The organism is Streptacidiphilus jiangxiensis (genome assembly GCF_900109465.1).
GTDB classification, from domain to species: domain Bacteria; phylum Actinomycetota; class Actinomycetes; order Streptomycetales; family Streptomycetaceae; genus Streptacidiphilus; species Streptacidiphilus jiangxiensis.
Genome location: NZ_FOAZ01000024.1, coordinates 117,129 through 132,633, shown reverse-complemented (window position 1 = coordinate 132,633; position 15,505 = coordinate 117,129). Strand labels below are relative to the sequence as shown.

Below are 15,505 nucleotides of genomic sequence, written 5' to 3'. Positions count from 1 at the left end.
GCCGTAGACGGGGTTGGCGAAGTCGAAGGCGCCGGTGAGGTCGCCGCAGACCTGGCGGCGCCAGGTGGAGATGTTGGTGCAGTTCGCCGGGGTGCCGATGGCGGCGGTCCAGGTCTCCAGGAAGCGGAGCACCGAGGTGTGGTCGTAGACCTGGGAGTCGACCCAGCCGCCGCGTGTCCACGGGGAGACGATCAGCATGGGGACGCGGAAGCCGAGGCCGATGTTGGTGCCGGAGTAGAACTCGGCGGCGGTGCCCGAGGGCGCGGCCGGCGGCGGGACGTGGTCGAAGAAGCCGTCGTTCTCGTCGTAGTTGAGGAAGAGAACGGTGGAGTCGAAGACGTCCGGGGTGGCGGCGAGTGCCTGGATCACCAGGTTGACGAAGTGCGCGCCGTTCTCCGGCGGGCCATCCGGGTGCTCGGAGAACAGCTGGTTGGAGACCACCCAGCTCACCTGCGGCAGCGTGCCCGCGGCGGCATCGGCCTTGATCGCGTTGGCGATGTCGTCCGGCGTCGAGCCGGTGGAGTGCACCGAGCCCATGCCGTTCTGCGCGAGCGGGCTCGAACTGGGCGCGCTGGTGAACTGGTTGAAGTAGGCGAGGGCGTTGTCGCCGAAGTTGTCGCTCGCGTTCTGGTAGACCTTCCAGCTCACGCCCGCGTTCTGCAGCGCCTCGGCGTAGGTCTGCCACTTGAGGCCGGACTCGGAGCCGCCGTCGTAGGCCGCGCCACCCGCCGTGCCCGACGGGTCGATCCAACCCGACCACAGGTAGGTGCGGTTGGGGCCGGTGGCCGACAGGATCGAGCAGTGGTACGCGTCGCAGATGGTGTAGGCGTCGGCGAGCGCGTAGTGGAACGGGATGTCCGAGCGGTTCATGAAGCCCAGGGTCCGCGCGGAGTTCTTGGCGGAGACCCAGTTGTCCATCTTGCCGTTGTTCCAGGCGGAGTGCTGCGTCGACCAGGAGTGGTCGAGCGAGCCGTCGCACTGCGCGAGCTGCTCCTTGCTCACGCCCCACCACCAGGTGCTGGTGGCGCTGAGCTGCCACGGGTACTGCCGTCCGCTGCCGTTGGGCTGGTTGAAGACGCTGTAGCCACCGGACAGTTCGATCGTCGCGCGGTCATCGAAACCGCGCACGCCCTTCAGCGTGCCGAAGTAGTGGTCGAAGCTGCGGTTCTCCTGCATCAGCACGACGACGTGCTTGACGTCCGTGATGGTGCCGGTGGTGGCCGCGGCGGCGCGGGGCGCGGCGCCGGGCAGGGAATCCAGGCCCAGGGCTGCGCCGAGGGCGGCGGCGGAGCCGAGGAAGGTACGGCGGGTGACGGGGGCCACGTGAGTCCTCCGGGGCGAGACGGTTCGACGAGGGGACTGTCCGGCAGCCGGATGACGACTGGCCGGTAACAAAGTGGCAGGGGAGTGAAACAAAGCGAACGGTTGGACCAGACTTGTTATCGAACGGTGATCGTGGTGCCCTCGGGGCCACGGTGACGCTGTGTCAGTTCTGTTTCATCGGCGCAGCTCACTGGCTGCAGGCGCTTGCGCGCGTCGTCCGGCCCGGGTTCCCCCGCGACACCCAACGCCTGTGCCGGGTCTGCGCGCGTTCGGCGGGGGAGAGGGAGCCCGCCGTGCGGGGTCGTGGCGCGGTCAGTGCCGAGCGGGGATGTGCGCGCTGCCGCTGCGGGCCCGGGCGACGGCGAGGGGCATCAGCGCGGTGACGGCCTCGCTGTCCGCGCGCGGCATCGGCACGGTGGACAGCACGACCAGGAACGGCCCGACCCGCACCACGCTCGCGTTCGCGTACCGCACGAGGCCCGGCTCGGCCCGGTAGGTCTGCCGTGCCTGGACGACGAGGCTCTCGTCCCCGAGCGCCGGGCCGGGGCTGACCGAGAACACGGTGGTGGTGCCGTCCGTCGACACCTGCTTCGCGCAGCGCCGCGCGAGCGCGCGCATCTCCGCGACGGCGGCGCGCGCGGCCTGGCCGGAGAACGCGTAGACGGTCTCCGTGCCCGGGATGGTCCCTCCGGCCGTGCCGTGGCCGCCTGCGACGCGCGCGGAGGCGGAGGAGCCCGCGGCCGTGGCGCTGTCGTCGACGATGTCCTCGCCGAGCAGGACCTGACATCCGCGCGGCGGGGTCACCCCGGCCGGACTGCCCGGTGCGTCGTCGGCCTCGGCGGCCCGGACGGTCCAGCCGTGCGGCAGGGTGGCCGGCAGGAGCAGCCCGCGCAGCGACCCGGCAGGGATGGGCGGCCTGGCCCGCGTGGCCACCGCGACCGGCCCCGGCGGCGGCCCGCCGCACCCGGCGAGCAGCGCCCCCGCCAGCGCGGACACCACCACGGCCGCGAAGCCCCGCCCGCGCCGCCGCCACGTCCGTGCGCGCATCCTGCCCTCCCGCCCGACTGCCCGACCACCTGACCGACCGGCCGTCCGACCGACCGGCCACCCGAAGATCCGGGCAGGTTACCAGCAGGTACGTCGGCCTCGGCGCGGGCGGGTCACGCGCGCCAGAGGGCGGCGACGGAGCCGGCCAGGCGGCGGCCCTGGGCGAGGCCCGCCGCCGCGGCGGCAGGGCGGGTGGAGGGGTCGAGCGGGTTGACGCCGAACGCCGCGACGGACGCCTCGTCCGGGGCGAGGACCTGCACCGACGCGTCGCGGCGCAGCAGTTCGGCCTCGTCCTCCAGGGGCGGCAGCGGCAGCGGCGCCAGGACGAGGACGCGGCGGTGGCCGACGGCGAGATCGGCGTTCGTGGCCGAACGCGCGCCGCCGTCGACGTAGCGGGAGGCGCCGATGGTGACGGGCGGCCAGACCAGGGGCACCGCGCAGCTCGCGGCGACCGCGTCGACCAGGGGGACGGCCGAGGCGCGCTCGAAGACGACATGCTCGCCGGTGAGCGCGTCGACGGCGACGATCCGCACGTCACCCTCCGGCCACGAGGCGGAGGGGAGCCGCCCCGCCACGACGGCGCGGCGCTCCGCCTCGGGGACGGTGTCCGTCGCGAGCGCCCGGCGGCCCAGCGCGCGGGTGCGCTCCGCCGGGTCGGGGTGCTCCTCGGTGAGCTCGGCCCAGATCTCCGCGTAGCGCTCGAAGTCGAACTCGACGGCCAGCTCGCGGTTCATCAGGGCGGGGTCGGTCTGCCGGGCGAGCAGCTCGGCCAGTGCCAGCCCCTGGTTGAGTTGGGCCGCGACGGCCGAGCCCGCCGACGTGCCGATGATCACATCCGCGTCGGTCACGTCGGCGCCGTGTTCCGCCAGCCCGGCCAGGACACCGGTCAGCCAGGCGATCCCGGCGACACCGCCCCCACCCAGTACCAGCGCGCGTTCCCCGCTCATCGCGTCCCCTCTCTCCCCGGTGGTCCAGAAGTGGGAACGATCATGCTGGGTGGACCGTTCCCGGCCAAGGGCACCGCGACGGACACCGGAGGCGGGCTGTCCCGTTACAGGAAGGTTTGCCATACTCCCGGTGATGGACGGATTCGGGATCAGGCTCCTGCGCGCGGCGGTCTTCGCCGCGCTCTCCGTCCTGCTCCCGACCGGGGCGCGGCTGGCGGTGACCGGGGAGCCGGTGCCGGTCGACGTCGCGCTGCTGGCCTTCGGCGGGTGCCTGCTGACCGCGCTGGTCGTCTTCCGCGGCGAGCGCCGCTACGGCGCCATCGCCCTCACCATGCTCCCGCTCCAGCTGGCCATGAACGCGCTGTTCAACGCGGGCCAGCAGAGCTGTCCGCCGACGTCGGGCACGGGCCCGGCCCTGCACGGCTGGAACGTCCTCGCCTGTGGCGGCGGCTCGATCCGTCCGGGCCTGCTCGGCCTGACCGAGCAGGCGCCGCGCGCACTGATCGCCCTCACCGGCGGCCAGGCGCTGCTGCTGCTCGCCCTGCACCTGCTGCTCGCGCTCGCCGCGGCCTGGTGGCTGCGGCGGGGCGAGGCCGCCCTGTCCGCGCTGCTCGGCGCCGCCGCCCTGACGCTCCGCCCGGCCCTCCGGCCCGGCGTGCGCGCGCTGCTGCGCCGCCTCGCCGCTCCGCTCGCGCTGCCTGAGGCTCCGCCGTGCCCGCCCGTGACCAGCCGTCGCCCCACGGTGCTCGGCCCGCAGGACGCGCTGCCGCGCACCGCCCCGCGCCGGGGCCCGCCCGCTCTCGCCCGGGCCTGCTGAGCAGCACCGCGTCCTTCCCTTATCGGCCTTTTCCGGCCCTCTTCTGCCGGTCGCCCCGTGCGGCTGTGCCGCGCTGTGCTGTCTCGTCGTCGGGCCCGTTCCCTCACGTCCACTTTCCTGCAGTACCACCCGTGTGAGGACGGCCATGAGCACCAACCGCAACACCCGCAAGCCGCAGAACTCCCAGAGCCCCCAGAACTCCGGCAAGGCCGGGCAGGCTGACGCCCGTGAGCGGCTGCGCACCGCCCGCGCCGTCGAGGAGCAGCGCCGGCAGCGCGCCCGCCGGGTCGGTCTCGGCGCGGCGGTCGCAGCGACCGTCGCCGTGATCGCCGTCGGGGCGGTCGTCGTCAGCAACCTCGGCAACGGCTCGTCGTCGAAGTCCGGCGGCTCTTCGAGCGCGGACCAGGCGGCGGCCGCCTCGCAGAAGCTCGTCGTTCCGGCGCACGTCTCCAGCACCGACAGCACCGTGATCGTCTACGGCGACCCGAAGGCCAAGCACACCCTCGACATCTACGAGGACTTCCGCTGCCCGATCTGCCACAAGCTGGAGGAGGCCGACGGCAGGACGATCCAGCAGCTTGCCGACAACGGCACCTACAAGATCCAGTACCACCTGGCCACCTTCCTGGACGACAACCTCGGCGGCAGCGGCTCGAAGGACGCGCTCCAGGTGGCGGGCGCCGCGCTCAACGAGAGCGTCGCCAAGTTCAAGGCCTTCCACGACGTCCTCTACGCCAACCAGCCCGAGGAGACCACCGACGGCTTCGGCGACCTCAACCACCTCCTGGACCTCGCCGGCAAGGTGCCGGGCCTGGTGACTCCGGAGTTCACCAAGGAGGTCAAGGACCGCGTCTACGCCCCGTGGGCGGCCAAGGTCTCCCAGGCCTTCAACGCCAGCGGCGTCCAGGGCACGCCCACGCTGAAGCTGGACGGGCAGCAGCTGAACGTCTTCGACAGCACCGGCAACCCGATCAGCACCGACGCCTACACGGCGCTGGTCCAGCAGACCGTCGGGGCGAAGTGATGACACTGAGAGAGACGGGCACCCCCGCAGTGGAGCCCGCTGCGGGGGAGGGCTGGGCCTCCACCCGTGTGGCCGCCTCGCGCGGTTACGCGCTGCTGCTGGTCATCGCCGGCCTGTTCGCCCTGGCCGCGGCGACGGTGCTGACGCTGGACAAGATCCGCCTGCTGGAGAACCCGCACTACGTCCCCAGCTGCAACATCAACCCCATCATCAGCTGCGGCTCGGTCATGCGCACGGCCCAGGCCTCCGCCTTCGGCTTCCCCAACTCCCTCCTCGGCCTGGCCGGCTTCTCCGTCGTCGTCACCGTCGGCGTCGTCGCCCTGACCGGCGCCCGCCTCCCGCGCTGGTTCTGGCTCGGGTTGCAGGCGGGCACGCTCTTCGGCATCTGCTTCGTCGGCTGGCTCATCGACCAGACGCTCTACACCATCGGCGCGGTCTGCCCGTACTGCATGGTCGTCTGGGCCGCGGTGATCCCCCTCTTCTGGTACACCACCCTCCACAACCTGCGCACCGGCACCATCCCCCTCCCCGCGTCCTGGCGAGACCGCGTCACCGCGGCGGCGGGCTGGTACTGGGTCGTGCCGTTCGCGGGCTACCTGCTGATCGTCCTGCTGGTCCTGGACCGCTTCTGGTACTACTGGTCGACCCTGCTCTGAGAGGCCGTGACGGCGCAGGCCCCGTCCGAGTCCATGCACCACGGAGACCCTCATGAAGAAGATCCCCACCCTGTTCAAGCGGGACCCCGACGACCACGCCCGTGTGCTGACCGAGGTCAACCCCGCCTGTCAGTGGGTCCTCGACGGAGAAGGCGTCCCGACCCGCAAGTACGATGGCACCTGCGTCATGCTCGACGAGCAGGGAGAGTGGTGGGCGCGTCGGGAGATCAAGCCCGGCAAGACCCCGCCGCCGAACTACGCCCCGGTCACCGTCGACGAGGTCACCGGGAAGACCATGGGCTGGGAGCCGATCGGTCAGTCCGCGTTCGCGAAGTTCCACGCCGAGGCCCTGGCGGAGCCCAGCCCGGGTGGCTGGAAGCCGGGCACGTACGAGCTCGTCGGCCCGAAGATCAACGGGAACCCGGAGCGGGAGCGCAGCCACCGGCTCATCGCGCACGCCGACGCACAGCGGCTTGCCAGTCCGGAGCTGAGCTTCGAGGGCATCCGTGCGGCCGTTCTGACGTACGGAGGTCTGGGCGCCGAGGGCATCGTCTGGCACCACGAGGACGGCCGCATGGCCAAGATCAAGGCGCGGGACTTCCAGACAGGCGACTGACGGCCTGCGGGGATCCCACGCCCGCCGTCCCCACACCACAGCGCGACGGGCCGGCTGCTCCCGACACACGGGGAACAGTCGGCCCGACCTGTGCAGGGGATCGTCGGCCTCAAGGTGCCCTCGATGCGACGATCCAGGTGGCAGCGTCACGCCGGGGAGATCGTGATGTGGTCCCATTCGGCAACGCAGGTGACCTTGTTCGTGTTCTTGACCTGGCAATCGCTGGAAGGGCTGCCGAAGCCGTCGGTGGCGACGTGGAGCACGATCTGACCGCCGCCACTGAGGTTGTACTCCACCGTGCCGGTGTTGGACGTGGTGAGCCAGTAGAACAACTTCCAGTTCTGCGACTTGTGGGGCATGAGCAGGTCGCCTCGGTTGGGCGTTCCGGGCCCCCAGCCCGAGGGGCTCTCCCACGAGTCGTGCCTGCTCGGGTCCTGGACCTGGGTACGGGCGCTGGTCGGGGTCAGGGTCTGGTCGGTGGCGTTCGACACCTCGAAGCCCGTCGTGCATCCCGTCTTGCCGCAGCCGACGGGGGCGGGCTTTTCGGTGGCGCTGGCCTGGGTGGTGAGGGAGAGGCCCGCGGCGAGGGTGCCGGCGGCGACGAGGGTCGCCAGGATCGCCAGGCGGGTGCGGGAGGTGGTGGGGCGGTTCTGGTACATGGCGAGTCCGATCTGTGGGGGTGACTCGGTGGCTGTCTCCAGCGTGTGGCGGGACGGAGCGCTGGAGGGTCCACCGATCGGTGGACCGGGTGGATGATGTGGTCGGACTTGGCACAGGCCCGCGGGCATGCTCGGGAGCGACCCTGTGCCTCGCCCGACAACCCCGCAGGGTCTTGGCAGGGCCTTGGTGCCGGGGCGGTAGCGGGGCGGCAGCGGGCTGGGGGAGAGTGGAGGAATGAGCGAGCACGCCGCCGTGGCCTTCCTGCGGGACGCCCACACCCGGGCCGAGGAGGTGGCGCGGGCGGCGAAGGAGCCGGCGGTGCTGTTGTGGCCGACGCATCCCGTGGAGTTCCTGCTGGCCGGGCAGGAGGTGACGACGCCCGAGACCCGGGCCGCGGAGGCGCACATCCGGATGCACATGCCGGAGGCGGTGCTGCGGCGGGTCGACGCCGAGCGGGCGGTCCTCGGGGACCACGCGGAGGTCGAGGGCGGGTGCGCGGTGTGCGCGGAGGCGGGGTCGGCTGCGCGGTTGGCGTGGCCGTGTCCGACCGTGGTCGGACTGGCGCGAGCGTGGGGCTGGGCCTGAGGCCTGAACTCGCGCAGGATCGTCGCCCACCGGTCGCCCCGGCGGCGCCAGACGTAGCTGTAGCGCACCGGAACGCCCTGCTGGACCCGGTGCATGAGGATCGTGCCCTGGTCGCCGTGGACCTGGCCCGCCTCGTCCACCCCGGTCGTCCTCTGGCCGTCAGTCCTCGGGCTCGTCGAGGAAGTCCAGCACGAGCGGGCTCGCCACGTCGCGGAACTCCTCGAAGTAGGCGTGCCGGGCGTCCGGGATCAGGTGCATCCGGGCGCCGGGGATACGGCGCGTCAGCAGCGGGGCGTTGGCGGCCGGGTTGAAGACGTCCGCGCTCCCGTGGACAACCAGGGTCGGGGCGGAGATGTCCGGCAGGACGTCCCAGGCGTCGTGGCGGCGGCTCGCCGTCAGGTGGCGGCCGCGGGCGTAGGCGGGCATGCCGGGGTCACCGATGGTGCCGTGGGGGCCGGGGTGGGTGGACAGCCAGCCGGGGGTGTACATCAGGTCGAGCAGCGTGGCCCGCGCCGCGCGGTGGTCACGGGAGGCGAGGGCCGTGCTGACGGCCCGGTCGCGCTCGAAGCCGTGCACGCCGCCGGGCGAGGTGCAGCCGAGCACGAGTCGGCGCACCCGCGCCGGATGCCGGGCGGCCAGCCACTGCGCGACCCGGCCGCCCATCGAGGTGCCGTAGACGTCCGCGCGGTCGACACCGAGCGCGTCCAGGACGGCGATCACGTCCTCGGCGAAGCCGGTTGTGCTGTAGGGCTGGTCCGGCTTCTCGCTGTCGCCCGTGCCCCGCCAGTCGAGGGTGACCGTGGTGCGCTCGGCGTCGAAGTCCGCGCGGACGCTGTCCCACCACCGGTGGCTGTTCGACTGGCCGGAGAGCAGGAGCAGCGGCGCGCCCGCGCCCCGGACCTGGCAGGCGATGCGGGTCCCGTCGGGCGCGGTCGCGTGCGGCACGGCGGTCAGGAGGCCTTCGGGCCGGTCTGCTGGACGACCTCGAACGACCAGAGCGCGGAGCCGGTCGCGGCGGGACGCGGCGCCTCGCCGCCCTCACCGCCCGCGCCCTGCGGACGGCCGCCCTGGCCCCCACCCTGACCGCCCTGGCCGCCGCCGGTGTGCGCGGCCTGCATCGGGCCGGACATCCAGTTCTGGAAGTCCTCCTCGCTGCGCCAACGCGTGTACACCAGGTACTGGTCGGTGCCCTCGACCGGGCGCAGCAGTTCGAACCACTCGAAGCCGTCGGAGCCCTCCACCGCGCCCGCGCGGGAGGCGAAGCGCTGCTCCAGCGTGGCGCGCATCTCCGACGGGACGGTGAGTGCGTTGATCTTGACGATGCTCATGGGCCCATCTTGCCAGCCTGCGCCCCGCCTCCGGGGCAGGGGGCGCCTGGCGGGGCGTCACCCCCGGCCCTGCTGGGCGGGGGGACACCCCGAAGTTCCGACGTCCGGGTGCCCGGATCGGTTCCGGCGTCCGCGTCAGCCGAGGCTGCCGTCGCGGTGGGTCGGGCGGCCGGCGAGGACGGTGAGCAGGACCGGGAGGGAGACCAGGTCGGTGTCCGGGACGGTCAGCGGGTTGTGGGCGAAGGCGGTCAGGTCGGCGCGGTGGCCGAGGGCGATCCGGCCGGCGTGGTGCTCGTCCCCGGCGGCCCAGATCGGGTGGAGGGTGTAGCCCTGAAGGGCCTGGAGCGGGGTCAGCGCCTGCTCGGGGCCGTGTGGGGGCAGGGAGAGGTCACCCGGGCGGCGATGGCGGGCGCCCGCCATGACGCCGAGGGGCGGGAACGGAGCGATCGGCCAGTCCGAGCCGAGGACGACCCGCACGCCGGCGTCCCACAGGTCCCGGCAGCGGAACGCGCGCGCGGCGCGCTCCTCGCCGAGGCGCCGGGACCAGTTGTCGGTGTGGTCGGCCCGGGTGTACTCGCAGCAGTGCGTCGGCTGCATGGACGCGGTGACGCCCAGCTCGGCGAAGCGCGCCACGGTGTCGTCCGGCACGGTCTCGATGTGCTCGACGCGGTGCCGCACCGCGCCGCCCTCGGGGTGTGCCGCGCGGGCCTTGGCGACGGAGTCGAGGACGTGGCGGACGGCGGCGTCGCCGATCGCGTGCGTGTTGGTCGGCACGCCCGCCGCGTGCAGCTGGGCGACGACGCGGGTGTAGGCCTCGGGGTCGGGCCAGAACGCGTGCGTGGACTGGCCGTCGCAGTCCGGCTGCTCCAGCCACGCGGTGCCGTTGTCGATGGTGCCGTCCATGAACAGCTTCACGCCGGCCACCTGCCACAGCGCGCCGCCGGTCCCCTGCTGCGCGATCAGGGAGCTCACGGCCGGCTCGTCGGTGCCCGGTTGGGCGATGGGCGCGACGCGCAGGCGCACGGCCAGCTCGCCGCGCTCCTCCAGCGCTGCGTAGATCGCCAGGCTGTCGCCCCCGGCGTCCATCGCGTGCCCGCCGGTCAGACCGGACGCCGCCATCCGCCGCAGCACCTCGGCGGTCGCGTCACGCACCTCGTCCAGGGTGGCCTTGGGGGCGGCCGCCTCGACGACCTCGCAGGCGGCGTCCTCCAGCAGCAGGCCGGTGGGCCGTCCGTCGGCGTCGCAGACGATCTCCGCGGCCTGCTCGAAGGAGCGCGGGCCGTCGACCCCGGCGAGCTCCAGGGCGCGGGCGCTGGCCAGCTGGGAGTGGCCGTCGAACAGGTCGAGCAGGGTGGGGACGCCGTCCAGCACCGGGCCGAGGGAGGCGGCCGCGACAGGCTCGTCGCCGAACGTGTTCGGGTCCAGGCCCCAGCCGCGCAGCCACGCGCCGGGCGCCAGCTCGCGCACGGCGTCGGCCAGGGCGGCGCGTACGTCGGCCAGGTCCGTGCAGCCCGACAGGTCCACGCCGCGGGTGCGCTCCGCGCCCGAGACCGGGTGCAGGTGGCCGTCGACCAGGCCGGGCGTGACCACCGCGCCGCGCAGGTCGACCACCGTCGTGGCGGGCCCGGCCAGCGCGCGGACCTCCCGGTCGTCGCCGAGGGCGACGATCACGCCGTGCGCGGCGGCGAGGGCGGTCTGGGGCAGGAGTGTGCCGGTCGCGGGGTCGAGCAGGCGGGCGCTGAGCAGGACGAGGTCGGGCTGGTCGAGGTGCACGGACGGGCTCCTTGGAACGGTGGGGGAGTGCGCGGCGGGCGCGCGGCAGGCCTGACCCGTCCGGCGGGGCGGACGGGTCAGGCGGTCGGGGCGGACGGGTCAGGCGGTGCAGGGGTGGTCGGGGCCGGGGCGGCCGAGGCTTCCGCCGTGACGGGCTGCTCGGCGCGGACGAGCGCGAGCAGGCTGCCGGGCGCGAGGCCGAGCTCGCGCTCCGCCGTGGTGGCGGCCATGTCCGTCACGGCCTGCGGCCGGTTGGTGCGGTCGGTGTTGGCATGGACGCCGAGCCCGTCGAGGACGACGAGGATCTGGATCGCCGCCACGGCCGGGTCGGCGGGCTTGAAGGCTCCCTCGGCGGTGCCCTCGCGCAGCAGGCGCGTGAGCCGGTCGCGCCAGGCCGCCTCCTGGACGGCCACGCGGTCGGCGAGCACCGGTCGGAACCGGCTCAGGTGCCGGGCGTTGAGCCACAGGCGGCTCATGTCGTCGTAGCGGACGCCGGTGCTGCGGGCGAAGAACAGCGCGAGCTGGTCGAGCGCGCCGCCGGCCGGCCGCTCGGCCGGCATCAGCTCCTCGAGCTCCTCCGCCGCCGCGGTGCCGAACGCCTCGGCGACCAGCTCCTCCGCCACGGGGAAGTAGTGGCTGATCAGCCCGGGACGGACAGTGAGGTCCTCGGCGACCCGGCGCATGGTGATGCACTCCAGGCCCTCGGTGAGGGCGATGGTGGCGGCTCGAGCCACGATCTCGGCACGGCGCGCCTCGGGGCTCTTGCGGACCCGCTTGGGTGGAGCGCTCGACGACATGCCGGGCACGTTATTGGATGTGCGACCAATAGGCAAGCCGGTGTCGCCGCCGGACTGCGGCTCCTGGGGTGCGGCGGGCTTCGGAGGGGTCATGGGTCCACCATTCCACGCTCGAACCGCCCTGCCACGCGCGCCGTGACGTCGGAGTCTCCGCGCGTTGACTGGACGGCTACTGACTTGTCATCAGGAGTTCCGTCGCGCGGCCACCGCGACCCCACCGGCCAGTGGTGTCATGTACGCATCCCCAACACGAACGGAGCTGCTGATGCCTGCCGTCCTCCGACGTCTGTCCATATCGGTCGCCGCCCTCGCCCTCACCACCGGCGGACTCGCTCTCGGAGCGGGCTCGGCGCACGCCGCGGCCGTCTGCTCGCAGGACTACCTGCCCCTGCCGGACCCGACCTGCACGCCCGGCGCGACCAACCCGGACGTCACGCAGGACACGATCGACTCCACGATCTGCGTCTCCGGCTGGACCGCCACCGTGCGTCCGCCGTCCTCCTACACGACCGCGCTCAAGCGGCAGCAGATCGCCGAGTACGGCTACAGCGACACCAACCTGTCGGACTACGAGGAGGACCACTTCATCCCCCTGGAGCTCGGCGGCGCCCCGCGCGACCCCGCCAACCTCTGGCCCGAGCCCCACTATGCGACGGGTTCCGGCTACACCTCCACCAACAAGGACGCCGTGGAGAACAAGCTCAAGACGGCGGTCTGCAACGGCACGGTCCAGCTCACCGACGCGCAGAACGCGATCGCCACCGACTGGACCACCGCACTGCAGACCCTCGGCCTGTCCTGACCGCTGCCCGTCCCCGGGTGGAGGCCCGGGTGGAGAGACCGGGTGGAGGCCGGACTCCACCCGGTCCTCTACCCGTGGGTTGAGGCGTTGACCTGCGGTTCCGCCGCACCATGGCGGCATGAGCCTTACGGACTGGTTGATCGATCTCGCTCTCATCGGGCTGGTGGTGCTGCAGCTGCGCGGCCGCCGGCTGACCCTGCGGACGCTGCTGCTCCCCGTCGCGCTCGTCGGCTGGGCCGGGGTGCAGTACCTGCACGCCATCCCCACCGGTGGCGGTGATCTGGAACTGATCGTGCCCGCCACGCTGCTCGGCCTGGCGCTCGGCGTCGGCGCCGGCGTCCTGTCCCGGGTGCACCGGACCGCCGAGGGCGCGGTCGTCGTCCGGGCCACGATCGCCGCCGCCGTCCTGTGGGTCGTCGGTGTCGGCTGCCGGCTGGCGTTCCAGGTCTACGCCACGCACGGTGGCGGCCCCGCGATCGGACGCTTCTCGGTGGAGCACCACCTGGACCCGGGCGCGTGGACGGCGGCGATCCTGCTGATGGCCTTCGGCGAGGTCATCGCCCGCACCGCCATCGTCGGCTGGCGCGCCCTCGGCACCCGCCGGCAGCCGACCGGGCCGCGGGTCCTCTCCGCCTGAGTCCTGGTGACCGATCGTCAAGCCCTTCTCGGGGTACGGGCGGCGACATACACATGCCACGCATCTTTGTGGCACCGGGAGACCGGTGACAGTGGGTGCGGTTCACGGCAAAGCTGAGGTCGCCGCGCTTCACCGCGTCTGATGAGCGCCGCACCGGAAGCGCCGTACCCGAGAGGAAGTCCGTGTCCATGCCGCTGCACCCGGAGACCCAGGCCATCCATGTGGATGTCCCGGATCTGAACGGAGCGCGACCGCTGAGTGTGCCGCTCTACCAGACCGCCAACTTCGGGTACGACAACCCCGAGGACCTGGCGGAGGCCATCAGCCGACCCGAGTCGTTCGCCTACCTCCGGAACTCCAACCCGACGGTGCGCGCCCTGGAGAACGCCGTCTCACAGCTGGAGGGGGCCGCGGCCAGCCTGGCCGCCGCGAGCGGGATCGGCGCGATCCACACCGTGCTGCACACCCTGCTGGGCAGCGGCGACCACATCATCGTCCAGCGACACCTCTACGGCGGCACGTTCGCCCTGCTCAAGGATCTCGAGGCGCGCTTCGGCATCGCGGTGACCTACGTCGACGGGAGGGACCCCGCCGAGGTCACCGCCGCCCTGCGGCCGACGACCAAGGTGCTGTACCTCGAGACGATCTCCAACCCCACCGCCCAGGTCACCGATCTTCCGGCCTTCTTCGCCGTCGGCCGGGCGGCGAGGCTCACCTGTGTCGTCGACAACACGTTCGCCTCCCCGATGGGCTGCCGGCCGCTCTCGATGGGGGCGGACGTCGTGGTGCACTCCTCCACCAAGTTCCTGTCCGGACACTGCGACGTCCTCGGGGGCATCGCCTCCTTCGCCGACGCCGGGCTGCACCGCCGGGTGTGGTCGCGCTCGCTGGAGACCGGCGCGATCGCCGACCCCTTCGCCGCCTGGCTGACGCTGCGCGGGCTGGCCACGCTGGGGCTGCGCATGCGGCGCCACCACGAGACCGCGGACGGTCTGGCGCACTTCCTCTCCCGCCACCCCGGGGTGGAGAAGGTCCACTGGCCCGGGCTTCCCGACCACCCGGCGCACGAGCTGGCGCAGCGCCTGCTGCCGAACGGCTACGGCGGCGTGTTCGCCATCGACGTCGCGGGCGGACGCAAGGAGACGCTCGAGTTCACCCGCCGGCTGCGGCTGGTCGACCGTGCGGTCTCCCTGGGCGGGTTCAAGACGCTGGTGCAGCAGCCCTCGGCGACCTCGCACCGGTCCATGGACGCGGAGGGGCTGCGCGCGATCGGCATCACGGAGGGCACGGTGCGCATCGCCGTGGGTCTGGAGCACCTCGAGGACCTGAAGGCGGACTTCGCCCAGGCGCTGAGCTGATCTCCCCTGGGGCCTGCGGTGCCTGGTGGCACCGGCTACACCACTTCACTCTCCCCGAGGAGCAGACCCATGTCCCATCGCGCCACCCTCACCCCGCAGATGCTGCAGTACGCGGAGAAGTTCGACGACCGTGGTGACATCCGCTGGATGCCCTACCTGATGTACTTCCACGCCGCGGACCACCGCTCCGAGGTCGTCAACACCGACCGGCTCGGATTCCGCCTCACGCACGGCCCGGACGGCGCGACCGCCTCGCCCGGCGGGCCGCTGCCCGAGGGGCCGGTCCGGCTGCTCGCGGGCAGCTCCACGGCCTTCGGCATCGGTGCGAGCTCCGACCGTCACACGCTGCCCTCGTGGCTGTGGTCCAAGCACGCGCCGTCCGTTCCCTGGCTCAACTTCGCCGGCCGCAGCCACAACTCCACCCAGGAGCTGCTGCTCTTCACGCTCTACCGGCACCTGCTTCCCCAGATCGACGAGATCGTGCTGTTCTCGGGGTTCAACAACCTCGGCCTGAGCCGGCTGCCCGCCCCGATCCGCGGTGACAGCGGCGCGTTCTTCAACTGCAACGACTTCTACGGGCAGATGGAGGAGCTGCGCGCCGGCCGTCGCAAGGCCTCCGGTGGCCGTGGCCTGTTCGGCGGACGGCGCCAGGCGGAGCCCGCGCCCGCCGACACCCGGGTGCCCGAGCTCGCGGAGCAGATCGAGCTGGCCGTCGAGTTGACGCTGCGCCATCTCGACAGCTGGCGGCTGCTCGCCCAGGGCATGGGCGCGAAGCTGACGTTCGTGCTCCAGCCGCTGGCGACCTGGGTCCGCGAGACCCCCGCCCCGCAGGAGCGGCTGCTGTTCGACGAGCTCGACGCGATCTCCAACTTCGGCGAGGTCTACGGCGACATCTCGTCCATGGCGGCCCGCGAGGCGTACTCGAAGGAACTCCGGTCCGGCTGCGAGCAGATGGGCGTCCGCTTCCTGGACCTCAACCCGGTCGTCGCCGACGCGATCGGCCAGGACGACTGGCTGTTCGTCGACCGCATCCACTTCACCGACGACGGCCACGACCTCGTCGCCGGGCTGCTCGCGCGACAGCTCGACCTCACCTGACCTCGCTCCACCCCCATCCTCCCGTGAAGTGAACCGT

The 15,505-nt window shown here is 72.8% G+C and carries 17 protein-coding genes; 9 read left to right on the top strand and 8 right to left on the bottom strand.

Annotation, left to right across the window (positions count from 1 at the left end):
• From BMY61_RS35200 to BMY61_RS35190, 3 genes are all read right to left on the bottom strand, one after another.
• Nucleotides 1–1,323 (bottom strand): alkaline phosphatase family protein (locus BMY61_RS35200; RefSeq protein ID WP_280521068.1); only part of this gene is annotated, 1,323 nt, incomplete at its 3' end.
• 312 nt (nt 1,324–1,635) lie between these two features.
• Nucleotides 1,636–2,370: a hypothetical protein gene (locus BMY61_RS35195; RefSeq protein WP_042449972.1), complete on the bottom strand. Its 735-nt coding sequence runs from the start codon at nt 2,368–2,370 to the stop codon at nt 1,636–1,638.
• 113 nt (nt 2,371–2,483) lie between these two features.
• Nucleotides 2,484–3,317, bottom strand: coding sequence for a patatin-like phospholipase family protein (locus BMY61_RS35190; protein WP_042449971.1), 834 nt, complete (start codon nt 3,315–3,317; stop codon nt 2,484–2,486).
• A gap of 133 nt (nt 3,318–3,450) precedes the next feature.
• Here BMY61_RS35190 and BMY61_RS35185 point away from each other — a divergent pair, with 133 nt between their 5' ends.
• The 4 genes from BMY61_RS35185 (at nt 3,451) to BMY61_RS35170 (ending at nt 6,430) form a co-directional block, all read left to right on the top strand.
• Nucleotides 3,451–4,134, top strand: a complete 684-nt coding sequence (locus tag BMY61_RS35185) for a hypothetical protein (protein ID WP_042449970.1) — start codon at nt 3,451–3,453, stop codon at nt 4,132–4,134.
• Between the two features lie 145 nt (nt 4,135–4,279).
• Entirely contained in the window at nt 4,280–5,158 is an 879-nt protein-coding gene (locus BMY61_RS35180; protein WP_052438844.1) for a thioredoxin domain-containing protein, read from the top strand.
• Complete coding sequence (locus tag BMY61_RS35175; RefSeq protein ID WP_082015125.1) at nt 5,158–5,814, top strand: vitamin K epoxide reductase family protein; 657 nt, start codon at nt 5,158–5,160, stop codon at nt 5,812–5,814. The genes BMY61_RS35180 and BMY61_RS35175 overlap by 1 nt, the downstream gene beginning before the upstream one ends.
• A gap of 52 nt (nt 5,815–5,866) precedes the next feature.
• Nucleotides 5,867–6,430 carry a hypothetical protein gene (locus tag BMY61_RS35170; protein ID WP_042449969.1) on the top strand — a complete coding sequence of 188 codons (564 nt, stop codon included), beginning with the start codon at nt 5,867–5,869 and terminating at the stop codon, nt 6,428–6,430.
• 146 nt (nt 6,431–6,576) lie between these two features.
• Here the strand turns inward: BMY61_RS35170 and BMY61_RS35165 are convergent, their stop codons facing one another.
• Nucleotides 6,577–7,089: a hypothetical protein gene (locus BMY61_RS35165; RefSeq protein WP_042449968.1), complete on the bottom strand. Its 513-nt coding sequence runs from the start codon at nt 7,087–7,089 to the stop codon at nt 6,577–6,579.
• Between the two features lie 235 nt (nt 7,090–7,324).
• Here BMY61_RS35165 and BMY61_RS35160 point away from each other — a divergent pair, with 235 nt between their 5' ends.
• On the top strand, nt 7,325–7,675 hold the full coding sequence (locus tag BMY61_RS35160) for a DUF6221 family protein (RefSeq protein ID WP_042449967.1): 351 nt from the start codon (nt 7,325–7,327) through the stop codon (nt 7,673–7,675).
• 159 nt (nt 7,676–7,834) lie between these two features.
• Here BMY61_RS35160 and BMY61_RS35155 read toward each other — a convergent pair whose 3' ends face one another.
• The 4 genes from BMY61_RS35155 to BMY61_RS35140 all read right to left on the bottom strand — a co-directional run bounded on the left by BMY61_RS35155 (nt 7,835) and on the right by BMY61_RS35140 (nt 11,573).
• Nucleotides 7,835–8,620 (bottom strand): alpha/beta fold hydrolase, encoded by a 786-nt coding sequence (locus tag BMY61_RS35155; protein ID WP_042449966.1) that lies wholly within the window; start codon nt 8,618–8,620, stop codon nt 7,835–7,837.
• Between the two features lie 5 nt (nt 8,621–8,625).
• Nucleotides 8,626–9,003 carry an antibiotic biosynthesis monooxygenase family protein gene (locus BMY61_RS35150; RefSeq protein WP_042449965.1) on the bottom strand — a complete coding sequence of 126 codons (378 nt, stop codon included), beginning with the start codon at nt 9,001–9,003 and terminating at the stop codon, nt 8,626–8,628.
• Between the two features lie 135 nt (nt 9,004–9,138).
• Complete coding sequence (locus tag BMY61_RS35145) at nt 9,139–10,776, bottom strand: amidohydrolase (RefSeq protein WP_075004188.1); 1,638 nt, start codon at nt 10,774–10,776, stop codon at nt 9,139–9,141.
• Nucleotides 10,777–10,853: 77 nt separating this feature from the next.
• The gene (locus tag BMY61_RS35140) at nt 10,854–11,573 is read right to left on the bottom strand and encodes a TetR/AcrR family transcriptional regulator (protein WP_042449963.1); all 720 of its coding nucleotides are present in this window, start codon (nt 11,571–11,573) and stop codon (nt 10,854–10,856) included.
• 265 nt (nt 11,574–11,838) lie between these two features.
• Between BMY61_RS35140 and BMY61_RS35135 the strand changes: the two genes are divergently transcribed.
• The 4 genes from BMY61_RS35135 to BMY61_RS35120 all read left to right on the top strand — a co-directional run bounded on the left by BMY61_RS35135 (nt 11,839) and on the right by BMY61_RS35120 (nt 15,468).
• The gene (locus BMY61_RS35135) at nt 11,839–12,375 is read left to right on the top strand and encodes a hypothetical protein (RefSeq protein ID WP_042449962.1); all 537 of its coding nucleotides are present in this window, start codon (nt 11,839–11,841) and stop codon (nt 12,373–12,375) included.
• 118 nt (nt 12,376–12,493) lie between these two features.
• Complete coding sequence (locus tag BMY61_RS35130; RefSeq protein WP_042449961.1) at nt 12,494–13,012, top strand: hypothetical protein; 519 nt, start codon at nt 12,494–12,496, stop codon at nt 13,010–13,012.
• Nucleotides 13,013–13,200: 188 nt separating this feature from the next.
• Nucleotides 13,201–14,370, top strand: coding sequence for a trans-sulfuration enzyme family protein (locus BMY61_RS35125; protein WP_174514507.1), 1,170 nt, complete (start codon nt 13,201–13,203; stop codon nt 14,368–14,370).
• A 69-nt stretch (nt 14,371–14,439) separates the two neighbouring features.
• On the top strand, nt 14,440–15,468 hold the full coding sequence (locus tag BMY61_RS35120) for an SGNH/GDSL hydrolase family protein (RefSeq protein ID WP_042449958.1): 1,029 nt from the start codon (nt 14,440–14,442) through the stop codon (nt 15,466–15,468).
• The last annotated feature ends 37 nt before the right edge of the window (nt 15,469–15,505 follow it).